Genomic DNA, 13655 nt, shown 5'->3' with positions numbered 1-13655 from the left:
AGCTATGATGGACATTCTGATGTATTTGTTTGAAACCTATATTCATAGCGATGCAGACTTAACTATCGATCAAGATGAACTTGAAGATGAGTTACTACGCGCAGGGTTTCACCAACAAGAAATTTATAAAGCGCTACATTGGTTAGAGGGCTTAGCGGCACTGCAGCAAGCAGATGGCGCGAAAATCGCTACTAGTTCAGCGTTATCGATCCGTATTTACACGCCTGAAGAAATGTTACGTATTGATGTTATTTGCCGAGGCTTTATCTTGTTCCTCGAGCAAGTCAAAGTGTTAACCACAGAAACGCGTGAAATGGTTATCGATCGGGTGATGGGGTTAGAGACGCAAGAATTTATTTTAGATGACCTGAAGTGGGTGATCTTAATGGTGTTGTTTAACGTACCCGGTAATGAAAGTGCGTACACGCAAATGGAAGAACTACTGGCATCTTCTGAACAAGGTGTTCTTCATTAAACTCTTCATTCATGCACTTATCACATCACTGCAATATTAATTATCTTGAGTTAAGTATGAGTAGTAAAATCGACACGCAACTATTTTCTAATCATGAGCATGGGTTAGAGCACGAGGTATGCCCACAATGTGGCGATACCCTGCAAGGCGAATTGCACTTGCGTCATGGTAAGCATGGTCCTTTTCTTGGTTGTAAACAATATCCACAATGTGACTACATTCGGCCATTGCATCAAAATGATGGCCATATTGTTAAAGAATTAGGGGTTGCTTGCCCTGAATGTGCCCAGAAAGAAGATGCCGCCTTGCAAGGTGAGTTGGTGTTGCGTCAAGGTCGCTATGGTATGTTTATTGGGTGCAGTCGGTTTCCGCAGTGTCATCATATTGCTTCGATGGATCAATCCGAGCCTAATCAAGCGCCTCAAGCCAATATTCCGTGTCCTGAATGTTTGCAAAGCCACGCGACGGCCAAAGATGCAGGCAATTTGGTGGAACGCCAATCTCGCTATGGTAAAAGCTTTTATGCTTGTAATGCTTATCCGAAATGCAAATTCTCGATCAATTTACCGCCTGTGATCGGCAGTTGTGAGCAATGTGGCTTTCCTTTGCTGGTGGAAAAAAAACTCGCTTCAGGGGTTAAAATTCTGTGCGCTAATCGTAAGTGTCAGCATCAGCAATCGTAATTCTAATAGCAACAACAAACTTAAATTCGATAAAATAAAAAAGACCCACTTTAATTAAGTGGGTCTTTAAGCTTTTATATTTTGAGTGTTAATACTAGGGGCTGTTGATCTTTCGTGATTAAATTTTGTTCGAGATAAAAGCCTTTAAATCGAGGCAAGTCGATTGAAGCCTAGTTATTCTAAGTAAATGAGACTTAACGAAGAGTAAAAGGCTTTTAGCCGAACCTTTCGGGCTGCGTTTGTTGGTCTTTTCTACTTCGTCATCGGCTTTTCGTGTAGCCAGCTACACCACAAAGCCTCTTTCTTGTATAAAAACCCAGTAATTCGCAGCAAAAACAACCACGAAAGATCAACAGCCCCTAGCAAGCTTCCTAACCCTATTATCCATTCCGAAAAAGCGTTTAAACCATCCGTGGGCACTTGGAAAAGTGCATCCATGCACTTTTGACACTTTTCTCCATGAATAATATGCTTAGAAAATATCATCTTGAAACGGTATAGCTTGAATCACCTTAAACTCACAACTGGTTGATATGCTGTTTGAGTTGTGGAAATTGAGCTTCATCTAATACCTTAATTAAGGTTTTTAATGCTTGGCATAATTCAGCATGACTGTTGCCACATACATTAATGTGACCCATTTTACGCCCGGTACGCTTTTCTTTGCCATACCAGTGAATATGACAATTTGGCATTGCCAGCACTTCTTTCGGTAGCGAATCTTGACCTAAAATATTGATCATCGCGGCGTGGCGGATCGCTTGAGTGCTCCCCAGTGGCATATCGCACACAGCTCGCAAATGGTTTTCAAATTGACACACTTCTGCGCCTTGTTGAGTCCAGTGACCTGAATTGTGCACCCGTGGGGCAATTTCATTGACCAATAATGTGCCATCTAAATCAAAGAACTCAATCGCCAATACCCCAACGTAATCTAGTTGCTGTGCAATCGCACTGAACATCTGCTGCGCTTGTTGTTGCAGTTTAGGCTCATCAATCGCAGTGGATAAACTTAACACGCCATCGACATGAACATTCTCGGCTAATGGGTAAACGGCAATCTCACCATTGGCGCGACGAGCCCCGACCAATGATACTTCACGCTGAAACGGAACAAATTCTTCAGCCACAATCGCTTGATGTTTGGTTGCGGTTAAGCTTTGCTGCATTTCATGCCAAGTAGCATCAATATCTGTCGTCTCTTTTAAACGCCATTGTCCTTTGCCATCGTAACCACCTAGTGCGGTTTTCAATACCATAGGCAAACCGACATAAGTAATAGCATCATCGAACTCGCTGCGATTGGTTATGATGGCATATTTGGCATTGGCGACATTAGCATTGTCTAACAATTGCTTTTCAATGCGACGATCACCACCGGCTTTAATCGCTTGGGTTGTTGGTCGAAATTTACCGCTTTGTTGGCAAATATCTAAAATAGAGTGGGGGATGTGTTCAAATTCAGCGGTGATCACATCGGCTTTGGCAATGGCATTATTGAGCCCATGACCAATGACATTTTGGGTGAGCGGGTGAACAATCTTTTCACTGCCAACATCAAACGCTGAAACATCGATATTAAGTGGCGCACCCGCTAAAGACATCATGCGAGCCAATTGGCCAGCACCTAAAACTAAAACGTGCTTATCTGCCATTGGATTAATCCTCTGCTGGATTTGGATTGGCGAGTACAGTATCGGTTTGTTCTTTACGGAAAGCTTCTACTTCAGCCATTACCGCTTGATCGTGGATACCAATGATCTGCGCCGCTAAAATACCGGCATTGGCTGCGCCTGCTTCACCAATCGCCAAGGTGCCAACCGCAATACCTTTTGGCATTTGTACAATCGAATATAAAGAATCAACACCAGAAAGCGCGCGAGATTGAACCGGAACCCCTAACACTGGAAGGCTGGTAAAGGCGGCGGTCATGCCTGGAAGGTGAGCGGCACCACCGGCACCCGCAATAATCACTTTTAATCCGCGTGCTTTGGCGCTTTCTGCATATTCGCTGAGTAGATGAGGAGTTCGGTGAGCAGAAACCACTTTTGTTTCATAAGGGACATTAAAGCGGTCTAACATTTCAGCCGCCAATTTCATGGTTGGCCAATCGGACTTAGAACCCATGATAATTCCAACTTTCATCGAATACTCCTGTTGTACTTCTTGGTTGCGAGACAATATGAAAAACAAACGTGGTCGTATTATACGGAGAAATCACCCCAAGGAAAACGTTTGCGTCAGGTATTTCATTCTAGAGTAGCATTTAGAGGTGAAAATCATTTAGTCTATGGTTAAACACTTTATGTATTGCTAATGAGCAGAAAAGGACGATCGGTTGGATAATTTTGCGCGAGTGATTGAAACACTCAATAAAGGTGACGTGATTGCCTACCCAACCGAAGGGGTTTTCGGGGTTGGGTGCGATCCTGATAATAATGCAGCAATTGATAAACTATTAGCGTTGAAGCAACGTCCAATTGAAAAAGGGTTGATATTAATTGCGGCTAATTATCAACAACTCTTACCTTATATAGATGAAGAGCAATTAACCGAAATGCAGCGTCAAACTATGTTGGCGACTTGGCCTGGGGCGGTAACTTGGGTCGTTCCGGTTAAGCCTAACGTTTCTTCTCATCTTACTGGTCAATTTAACTCGATTGCAGTGCGGGTTACTGACCATCCGCAAGTGCAAAAACTGTGCTTAGCGTTTGGTAAACCGTTGACCTCAACCAGCGCCAATTTAACCGGTTTAGATCCATGTCGAACCACCGAAGAAGTTGAACAACAGCTAGGGCAATATTTAACGGCCATTTTAGCGGGGAAAACCGGTGGTCGAACTCAACCAACGGAAATCAGAGATGCGATCACCGGCAACATATTAAGAGTGGGATAGGATGGAACAGGTTAATAAACACGCGGTAAAGACATTTTTGATGCAACTGCAAGATTCTATTTGTCAGCAATTAGAGTGGGTAGATGGTCAATCTTTTGTTGAAGATGCTTGGCAACGTGAATTAGGCGGGGGGGGTCGCAGCCGCGTACTCAAAGATGGGAAAGTATTTGAACAAGGAGGGGTAAATTTCTCGCATGTGTTTGGCGATAAGATGCCCGCTTCTGCTACTGCACATCGACCAGAGTTAGCGGGACGCAAGTTTGAAGCTCTGGGGGTGTCATTAGTTTTACATCCTAAAAATCCTTATATCCCAACCTCACATGCGAATGTACGCTTCTTTATTGCGGAAAAAGAAGGTGAAGCCCCTATCTGGTGGTTTGGTGGTGGGTTTGATTTAACGCCGTTTTATCCTTTTGAGCAGGACTGTCAGCATTGGCATGATACCGCAAAGGCAATTTGTGCTCCTTTTGGCGATGATATGTATAGCCAGCATAAAGCATGGTGTGATCGTTATTTCTTTTTGCCTCATCGTAACGAGACTCGTGGAGTGGGAGGATTATTCTTCGATGACTTTAATCAGTTAGGCTTTGAACGCAGTTTTGCCTATATGCAAGCCGTCGGTAATGGTTTTACTCAAGCTTATCTTCCTATTGTCGATAAAAGAAAAGATCATCAATATAGTGATCGTGAGCGCCAGTTCCAATTGTATCGTCGCGGACGTTACGTTGAATTTAACTTAGTTTATGACCGGGGCACTTTATTTGGATTACAAAGTGGTGGGCGTACCGAGTCTATTCTAATGTCGATGCCACCATTAGCGCGCTGGGAATACGACTATTCACCGCAAACACAATCAGCAGAAGACGATTTATACCAACACTATTTACAACCAAGGGATTGGTGATAAATAGCGGTGCCGTTATTATTTATTAGCTAGACAAGGATATCGCCAATATGAGCCAACTTGATCAATATGCCGTGTTTGGTAACCCAATCAAACACAGTAAATCCCCCTTTATCCATACTCTATTTGCACGCCAAACCAATCAACCAATGGAATACGGCATTATTGAAGCGCCGGCAGATGGCTTTCAATTAGCTGCGACCACCTTTTTTTCACAAGGAGGGCGTGGTTGTAATGTGACCGCACCGTTTAAGTTGGATGCCTTTAAGTTTGCCGACAGATTAACGGAGCGGGCGCAATTAGCTCAAGCGGTGAATACATTAAAGAAGCTAGATGATGGACAAATTATTGGTGATAACACCGATGGTGAAGGGCTAGTACAAGACTTGCTTCAATATCAAGCTCAATTGCAAGGTGCCAAAATATTGTTACTTGGCGCGGGTGGGGCGGCAAGAGGGGTATTAAAGCCTTTACTCGATCAAAGCCCAGAGCAAATAGTCATTGTTAATCGCACCTTGGAAAAAGCACAGCAACTTGCAAAAACCTTTAGTGAGTACGGCAATGTGGTAGCAAAACCTATGGAAGAGATTGATTGCTCGTTTGATATTATTATCAACTCAACCTCGGCAGGGTTAGCGGGCGGTTTGCCTGAAATCAGTTCGGCTATTTTTAGCCCACAAAGCGTTAGCTATGATATGAGCTATGGAGCAGGCAAAACCCACTTCAATGATTGGGCAAAACACAATGGTGTCACTCATGCTTATGATGGTTTGGGGATGTTAGTGGGTCAGGCGGCAGAAAGTTTTATGTTATGGCGTGCTTTAAGACCGAGTGTACGACAAGTATTACGCGAGCTGCGTAAGAATCTCGCCTGTTAAATGGAATAAATGATGAACCAGAATATATTATTTGCCGATCTCCAAACTTGGCATCCTGAGCGTCAAGTGGTGAGTTTTCCTGCTCAACAAGCGGGACAATTGATCGAATGCATTGTCTCTATTGAAAAGCTATCTCAGCTAATTGGTTATAAAGTCGATTCCGCGCAGGTGTTATCCGTATTTGATTCATTGCGTTTTGATTTAGAAGATTTAGCTGAACAAGCAATAGAAGAAGAATTGTTTAACCTAGCAGGAGAAATCGAACTAGGCTAAAGAATGCAAATTGATTACCAATTCCATTTAGTATTTGATCAATTTTGAACGATCATTAAATTTATGGCATTGGTATGACTATTTTATGTCATTGAGGTAGTCATTTTTAGTGGCAACATAGTTATCGGCTGATTTTAATAAAAATGCGCTTTCTTGAGCTGATAAGGCGCGAGCTTGCTTAACAGGGCTGCCTATATAAAGGTAACCACTCTCTAATCGCTTATTGGGAGGCACTAAGCTGCCGGCTCCAATGACGACATCCGATTCAATGATGGCACCATCGAGAATAATCGACCCCATACCAACTAAAACACGATCATGAATAGTGCAACCATGCAGCATTACTTTGTGCCCAATGGTGACATTGTTACCAATAATAAGAGGAAAGCCGTGTGGGTTGTCGTCATTTTTATGAGTGACATGCAAAATGCTACCATCTTGTACATTGGTCCGTTGGCCGATGTGAATATGATTAACATCACCACGTGCGGCAACTAATGGCCAAACACTTGAATCTTGCCCAATTGTGATTTCTCCAACTAAAATTGAAGTCTCATCAACATAAACACCCGTTTCTAGCTGGGGTTTAATTCCTTTAAAGCTGCGAATATTATTCATCTCGACTCCTTAGTTGGTAATAACAAGGGGAAAATAGCATGAAAACTAACCTTAATAGCCGTTTTTGCTGAAAAACCAACCAAACGATCAAAAAAGTCAAAAAAAGTAGAAAAAAGCCCTTGCCAATGTGACGGTGATCTCTATAATGCGACCTCACTGACACGGAGCACACAGCCTAACGGCCGCAACGAGTCAGAGGTCATAACCTTCTCAAAGAGGTTAACGAAAAAAGATTGAAGAAAGTGTTTGACACGCTCAATCAAATCGTTAAAATGGCCGCCCTGTTCGACGAGACGCAAGTCGCACGAACAGTTGCTCTTTAACAATTTAAACCTATCAATCTGTGTGGGCACTCGTTGATGATAATCAATAAAGCTTCTTAGGAAGCAAAAATGATTTCAATGAACTGAGTGACCAAATTGAACAATTTATTGTTCGGCACAGTCAATTCATCATCATTCTGTTGGAATGATGATAGCTTTAAAATTACACTTTATCTTCGGATAAAGATTAGTTTTGAAGTCAGTATTCGTTGAGTCACTCCCTTTTAATTAAGGGAATCAAAATCTTAAATTGAAGAGTTTGATCATGGCTCAGATTGAACGCTGGCGGCAGGCCTAACACATGCAAGTCGAGCGGTAACAGAGATAGCTTGCTATCTGCTGACGAGCGGCGGACGGGTGAGTAATGCATAGGAAGTTGCCCTGATGTGGGGGATACCAGTTGGAAACGACTGTTAATACCGCATAATCTTTTCGGAGCAAAGCGGGGGACCTTCGGGCCTCGCGCGTTAGGATACGCCTATGTGGGATTAGCTAGTTGGTGAGGTAATGGCTCACCAAGGCGACGATCCCTAGCTGGTCTGAGAGGATGATCAGCCACACTGGGACTGAGACACGGCCCAGACTCCTACGGGAGGCAGCAGTGGGGAATATTGCACAATGGGCGAAAGCCTGATGCAGCCATGCCGCGTGTATGAAGAAGGCCTTCGGGTTGTAAAGTACTTTCAGTTGTGAGGAAGGTTGCGTAGTTAATAGCTGCGTAGCTTGACGTTAGCAACAGAAGAAGCACCGGCTAACTCCGTGCCAGCAGCCGCGGTAATACGGAGGGTGCGAGCGTTAATCGGAATTACTGGGCGTAAAGCGCATGCAGGTGGTTTGTTAAGTCAGATGTGAAAGCCCGGGGCTCAACCTCGGAAGGTCATTTGAAACTGGCAAACTAGAGTACTGTAGAGGGGGGTAGAATTTCAGGTGTAGCGGTGAAATGCGTAGAGATCTGAAGGAATACCAGTGGCGAAGGCGGCCCCCTGGACAGATACTGACACTCAGATGCGAAAGCGTGGGGAGCAAACGGGATTAGATACCCCGGTAGTCCACGCCGTAAACGATGTCTACTTGGAGGTTGTGGCCTTGAGCCGTGGCTTTCGGAGCTAACGCGTTAAGTAGACCGCCTGGGGAGTACGGTCGCAAGATTAAAACTCAAATGAATTGACGGGGGCCCGCACAAGCGGTGGAGCATGTGGTTTAATTCGATGCAACGCGAAGAACCTTACCTACTCTTGACATCTACAGAAGTCGGCGGAGACGCTGATGTGCCTTCGGGAACTGTAAGACAGGTGCTGCATGGCTGTCGTCAGCTCGTGTTGTGAAATGTTGGGTTAAGTCCCGCAACGAGCGCAACCCTTATCCTTGTTTGCCAGCGAGTAATGTCGGGAACTCCAGGGAGACTGCCGGTGATAAACCGGAGGAAGGTGGGGACGACGTCAAGTCATCATGGCCCTTACGAGTAGGGCTACACACGTGCTACAATGGCGCATACAGAGGGCAGCAAGCTAGCGATAGTGAGCGAATCCCAAAAAGTGCGTCGTAGTCCGGATTGGAGTCTGCAACTCGACTCCATGAAGTCGGAATCGCTAGTAATCGTGGATCAGAATGCCACGGTGAATACGTTCCCGGGCCTTGTACACACCGCCCGTCACACCATGGGAGTGGGCTGCAAAAGAAGTAGGTAGTTTAACCTTTCGGGGAGGACGCTTACCACTTTGTGGTTCATGACTGGGGTGAAGTCGTAACAAGGTAGCCCTAGGGGAACCTGGGGCTGGATCACCTCCTTACGAAAAGATTATTTTGATGAGTACCCACACAGATTGATTAGGTTTAGAAAAGAAAAGAGTTTGAAAGCATCCCATATGCTTTCGCATTTTATTCAGAAATGAATAAAAATCCTGTGTCCCGTTCGTCTAGAGGCCTAGGACACCGCCCTTTCACGGCGGTAACAGGGGTTCGACTCCCCTACGGGATACCACTTCTCTCCTTTTGATTAAGAGAGTAGTAAAATGGGTCGTTAGCTCAGCTGGTAGAGCAGTTGACTTTTAATCAATTGGTCGCAGGTTCGAATCCTGCACGACCCACCATTCCTTCCACGGGAATGCTTACTTTAGGTGAGAAAAAAATGTGGGCGATTAGCTCAGTTGGGAGAGCACCTGCCTTACAAGCAGGGGGTCACTGGTTCGAGCCCGGTATCGCCCACCACTCTTTAAGTGTTTTCTATGATGTTTCGCATTCAATTTTTATTGAATGGGATTTCTTGTCGCTGAAAGCCTTTAAAAAGTGTTACGTTTGTAAAAACAATAACTCTTTGCTCTTTAACAATTTGGAAAGCTGACTGAATAAATAACCAAGGTTATTTGTTCAAAATAAAAGTTCTCAAATCTTATTGCTTGCTTGCAAGTGATGAGTAACAACACACATTCAAGTGTCTTGTATTCTACAAACCATTTATGGTTTGTTCTATTGAGTCCGGCAAATCGTTTATTCAAGATTACCCTCTTGAATAAACAAAAAACTAAACCTTATTTAGTTGAACATACATAAGACCCTTTTGGGTTGTATGGTTAAGTGAATAAGCGTACACGGTGGATGCCTAGGCAGTCAGAGGCGATGAAGGACGTATTAACTTGCGATAAGCGTAGATAAGGCAGTAAAAGCCACTTGAGTCTACGATTTCCGAATGGGGAAACCCACGTGCATAAGCACGTATTATTAACTGAATACATAGGTTAATAAGGCGAACCCGGGGAACTGAAACATCTAAGTACCCGGAGGAAGAGAAATCAACCGAGATTCCGAAAGTAGCGGCGAGCGAAATTGGATTAGCCCTTAAGCTTTATATGATGCAGGTGAAGGCTCTGGAAAGTGCCGCGATACAGGGTGATAGCCCCGTAACCGACACATCATACTAAGTGAAAACGAGTAAGGCGGGACACGTGATATCCTGTTTGAATATGGGGGGACCATCCTCCAAGGCTAAATACTCCTGACTGACCGATAGTGAACCAGTACCGTGAGGGAAAGGCGAAAAGAACCCCTGTGAGGGGAGTGAAATAGAACCTGAAACCGTGTACGTACAAGCAGTAGGAGCACCTTCGTGGTGTGACTGCGTACCTTTTGTATAATGGGTCAGCGACTTAATTTTAGTAGCAAGGTTAACCGTTTAGGGGAGCCGTAGGGAAACCGAGTCTTAACTGGGCGAATAGTTGCTAGGATTAGACCCGAAACCAGGTGATCTAGCCATGGGCAGGTTGAAGATTGAGTAACATCAATTGGAGGACCGAACCGACTAATGTTGAAAAATTAGCGGATGACTTGTGGCTAGGGGTGAAAGGCCAATCAAACCTGGAGATAGCTGGTTCTCCCCGAAAGCTATTTAGGTAGCGCCTCGGACGAATACTACTGGGGGTAGAGCACTGTTAAGGCTAGGGGGTCATCCCGACTTACCAACCCTTTGCAAACTCCGAATACCAGTAAGTAATATCCGGGAGACACACGGCGGGTGCTAACGTCCGTCGTGGAGAGGGAAACAACCCAGACCGCCAGCTAAGGTCCCAAAGTATAGCTAAGTGGGAAACGATGTGGGAAGGCTCAGACAGCCAGGATGTTGGCTTAGAAGCAGCCATCATTTAAAGAAAGCGTAATAGCTCACTGGTCGAGTCGGCCTGCGCGGAAGATGTAACGGGGCTAAGCTATACACCGAAGCTGCGGCAGCATAATTTATTATGCTGGGTAGGGGAGCGTTCTGTAAGCCGTTGAAGGTGAACTGAGAAGTTTGCTGGAGGTATCAGAAGTGCGAATGCTGACATGAGTAACGATAAAGGGAGTGAAAAACTCCCTCGCCGGAAGACCAAGGGTTCCTGTCCAACGTTAATCGGGGCAGGGTAAGTCGACCCCTAAGGCGAGGCTGAAAAGCGTAGTCGATGGGAAACGGGTTAATATTCCCGTACTTCTTATAAATGCGATGGGGGGACGGAGAAGGCTAGGTGGGCCTGGCGATGGTTGTCCAGGTTCAAGTGCGTAGGCTAATTTCTTAGGTAAATCCGGGAAATTGTTAGGCTGAGACACGATGTCGAGTCACTACGGTGATGAAGTCATTGATGCCATACTTCCAGGAAAAGCCTCTAAGCTTCAGTTTATAAGAAATCGTACCCCAAACCGACACAGGTGGTCGGGTAGAGAATACCAAGGCGCTTGAGAGAACTCGGGTGAAGGAACTAGGCAAAATGGTACCGTAACTTCGGGAGAAGGTACGCTCCTGTTGGTGATGAGACTTGCTCTCTAAGCTGACGGGAGTCGCAGATACCAGGTGGCTGCAACTGTTTATTAAAAACACAGCACTGTGCAAAATCGTAAGATGACGTATACGGTGTGACGCCTGCCCGGTGCCGGAAGGTTAATTGATGGGGTTAGACTTCGGTCGAAGCTCTTGATCGAAGCCCCGGTAAACGGCGGCCGTAACTATAACGGTCCTAAGGTAGCGAAATTCCTTGTCGGGTAAGTTCCGACCTGCACGAATGGCGTAATGATGGCCACGCTGTCTCCACCCGAGACTCAGTGAAATTGAAATCGCTGTGAAGATGCAGTGTACCCGCGGCTAGACGGAAAGACCCCGTGAACCTTTACTACAGCTTGGCACTGAACATTGAACCTACATGTGTAGGATAGGTGGGAGACTTTGAAGCATTGTCGCTAGATGATGTGGAGTCGTCCTTGAAATACCACCCTTGTAGTTTTGATGTTCTAACATAGGTCCCTAATCGGGATTGTGGACAGTGCCTGGTGGGTAGTTTGACTGGGGCGGTCTCCTCCCAAAGAGTAACGGAGGAGCACGAAGGTGGGCTAAACACGGTTGGACATCGTGTGGTTAGTGCAATGGCATAAGCCCGCTTGACTGCGAGAATGACAATTCGAGCAGGTGCGAAAGCAGGTCATAGTGATCCGGTGGTTCTGAATGGAAGGGCCATCGCTCAACGGATAAAAGGTACTCCGGGGATAACAGGCTGATACCGCCCAAGAGTTCATATCGACGGCGGTGTTTGGCACCTCGATGTCGGCTCATCACATCCTGGGGCTGAAGTCGGTCCCAAGGGTATGGCTGTTCGCCATTTAAAGTGGTACGCGAGCTGGGTTTAGAACGTCGTGAGACAGTTCGGTCCCTATCTGCCGTGGGCGTTGGAAGATTGAAGGGGGCTGCTCCTAGTACGAGAGGACCGGAGTGGACGAACCACTGGTGTTCGGGTTGTCATGCCAATGGCATTGCCCGGTAGCTAAGTTCGGAATCGATAAGTGCTGAAAGCATCTAAGCACGAAGCGAGCCCTGAGATGAGTCTTCCCTGGCGCTTTAAGCGTCCTAAAGGGTTGTTCGAGACTAGAACGTTGATAGGCAGGGTGTGTAAGTGCTGCGAGGCATTGAGCTAACCTGTACTAATTGCCCGTGAGGCTTAACCATACAACACCTAAAGGGTTTTGTTGTTGGATTTAATAGAAGATACGAATAGATACTTGAATTTGTGTGAGAACGAATTAGCAAAGCAGCTTTCCGAATTAGTTAAGACGAAATCGTCTTAACAAAGAATATTGCTTGGCGACCATAGCATTGTGGACCCACCTGATTCCATGCCGAACTCAGAAGTGAAACGCAATAGCGCCGATGGTAGTGTGGGGTTTCCCCATGTGAGAGTAGGACATCGCCAGGCTTGAATAAAAGTATCAGTTTAAAACTGATGGAATACTGTATAAAGCACTCAAATAAGACTTTAGATGGTAACAATTTGTGGAGGGATGGCTGAGTGGTCGAAAGCACCGGTCTTGAAAACCGGCGCCTGTTAATAGCGGGCCTAGGGTTCAAATCCCTATCCCTCCACCACTATTCGAGATAACCCACTGCTTGCAGTGGGTTTTTTCATATCTAACGTTTAAGAATTTAATTTTCTGTAACTGTTTTTTGATGAAAATAAACAAAGTTTCATGTTGTTTATACCAGCTGAAAAACGAACAATGAACTGGGTTTATCTAGCCCCGCGAGTGCATTCGAGTCACCTTTTTGAGCATTCTAACAAACCATTGTCAACGCCACCCATTGTTACTGCCGGTGTAACCCTCTTCAAACTTGCTCTATTGGAGTTAGTTCCGAGATGTTTGATTATGTTTACGTTATCAAATTCATTCGCTAAATCGGCTATATGCCAACCTACACCCCATGATCACGACCGTATGTAGCTCTATTCTGTAATTTGAGAAATTTTCAGATGAGCTGGCATGATGCTTTATATCAATCTGGAAGATTAACTGATTAGGCTTTAGTATCTTGGCGACATTAGTCTGTGACGCTCTGTTTTTCTGAGCGATATGGATGTGACCAATTCTAGAAAGATTGAGTTTCGATGAATACAGAGGCATTTGATTATGCTGAAGATCTTAATTAATACCAATTCCATAAATTTAATGAGCGTTCAAAATTGAGTACAGAGAAAAGTGTCAAAGGCCATAGATGGCCTTTTCTCAAGCGACCAAGGACGGATCAGCGTCTTTTCGGCGCATTCAAATTGATCAAATATTAAATGGAATTGGTATAACATCCTCTAGCGAGTGTTTAT

At 45.1% G+C, this 13655-nt stretch carries 9 protein-coding genes, 4 tRNA genes and 3 rRNA genes; 13 read left to right on the top strand and 3 right to left on the bottom strand.

Translation table 11 applies throughout. The annotated features are described in order from the left end of the window. The first annotated feature begins 4 nt into the window (after positions 1-4). Together GFB47_RS11310 and GFB47_RS11305 are read left to right on the top strand one after the other, a co-directional pair. Positions 5-475 (top strand): DUF494 family protein, encoded by a 471-nt coding sequence (locus GFB47_RS11310; protein ID WP_153448047.1) that lies wholly within the window; start codon positions 5-7, stop codon positions 473-475. A gap of 56 nt (positions 476-531) precedes the next feature. Beyond that, the gene (locus GFB47_RS11305) at positions 532-1158 is read left to right on the top strand and encodes a DNA topoisomerase family protein (protein ID WP_153448046.1); all 627 of its coding nucleotides are present in this window, start codon (positions 532-534) and stop codon (positions 1156-1158) included. A gap of 518 nt (positions 1159-1676) precedes the next feature. Here GFB47_RS11305 and GFB47_RS11300 read toward each other — a convergent pair. Next, positions 1677-2813: a 5-(carboxyamino)imidazole ribonucleotide synthase gene (locus GFB47_RS11300; RefSeq protein WP_153448045.1), complete on the bottom strand. Its 1137-nt coding sequence runs from the start codon at positions 2811-2813 to the stop codon at positions 1677-1679. A 4-nt stretch (positions 2814-2817) separates the two neighbouring features. After that, entirely contained in the window at positions 2818-3303 is a 486-nt protein-coding gene (gene purE, locus GFB47_RS11295; RefSeq protein ID WP_153448044.1) for a 5-(carboxyamino)imidazole ribonucleotide mutase, read from the bottom strand. A gap of 193 nt (positions 3304-3496) precedes the next feature. Between purE and GFB47_RS11290 the strand changes: the two genes are divergently transcribed. From GFB47_RS11290 to GFB47_RS11275, 4 genes are read left to right on the top strand one after another with little or no spacing between them, the layout of a single operon-like run. Beyond that, positions 3497-4054, top strand: coding sequence for a Sua5/YciO/YrdC/YwlC family protein (locus GFB47_RS11290; RefSeq protein ID WP_153448043.1), 558 nt, complete (start codon positions 3497-3499; stop codon positions 4052-4054). A gap of 1 nt (position 4055) precedes the next feature. Further along, a complete protein-coding gene (hemF, locus tag GFB47_RS11285; RefSeq protein WP_153448042.1) occupies positions 4056-4958 on the top strand; it encodes an oxygen-dependent coproporphyrinogen oxidase in 903 nt (300 codons plus the stop codon). A 50-nt stretch (positions 4959-5008) separates the two neighbouring features. Then, complete coding sequence (aroE, locus tag GFB47_RS11280; protein WP_153448041.1) at positions 5009-5836, top strand: shikimate dehydrogenase; 828 nt, start codon at positions 5009-5011, stop codon at positions 5834-5836. 9 nt (positions 5837-5845) lie between these two features. Next, positions 5846-6109: a DUF1488 family protein gene (locus GFB47_RS11275; protein ID WP_407701680.1), complete on the top strand. Its 264-nt coding sequence runs from the start codon at positions 5846-5848 to the stop codon at positions 6107-6109. A 78-nt stretch (positions 6110-6187) separates the two neighbouring features. Here the strand turns inward: GFB47_RS11275 and GFB47_RS11270 are convergent, their stop codons facing one another. Beyond that, positions 6188-6727, bottom strand: a complete 540-nt coding sequence (locus GFB47_RS11270) for a gamma carbonic anhydrase family protein (protein WP_153448040.1) — start codon at positions 6725-6727, stop codon at positions 6188-6190. A gap of 570 nt (positions 6728-7297) precedes the next feature. On the opposite strand from GFB47_RS11270, the gene GFB47_RS11265 reads away from it, so the two are divergent. From GFB47_RS11265 to GFB47_RS11235, 7 genes are all read left to right on the top strand, one after another. Continuing rightward, positions 7298-8840: ribosomal RNA gene (locus GFB47_RS11265) — 16S ribosomal RNA — on the top strand. Between the two features lie 115 nt (positions 8841-8955). After that, positions 8956-9031, top strand: a tRNA-Glu gene (locus GFB47_RS11260). Between the two features lie 33 nt (positions 9032-9064). Beyond that, a tRNA-Lys gene (locus tag GFB47_RS11255) sits at positions 9065-9140 on the top strand. Positions 9141-9182: 42 nt separating this feature from the next. Further along, positions 9183-9258 (top strand) — tRNA-Val (locus tag GFB47_RS11250). A gap of 360 nt (positions 9259-9618) precedes the next feature. After that, positions 9619-12508 (top strand): 23S ribosomal RNA (locus GFB47_RS11245). A gap of 131 nt (positions 12509-12639) precedes the next feature. Beyond that, positions 12640-12755, top strand: a 5S ribosomal RNA gene (gene rrf, locus GFB47_RS11240). Together the 16S, 23S and 5S rRNA genes with 4 tRNA genes alongside form the textbook arrangement of a ribosomal RNA operon. A 79-nt stretch (positions 12756-12834) precedes the next feature. Continuing rightward, positions 12835-12925: transfer RNA gene (locus tag GFB47_RS11235), tRNA-Ser, on the top strand. Positions 12926-13655: the final 730 nt, after the last annotated feature.

The sequence above is a fragment of the Vibrio algicola genome, from assembly GCF_009601765.2.
In the GTDB taxonomy this organism is placed as follows: Bacteria; Pseudomonadota; Gammaproteobacteria; order Enterobacterales; family Vibrionaceae; genus Vibrio; species Vibrio algicola.
The sequence above is the reverse complement of the archived record's forward strand: the minus strand, read 5'-3'. Positions and strand labels throughout refer to the sequence as shown.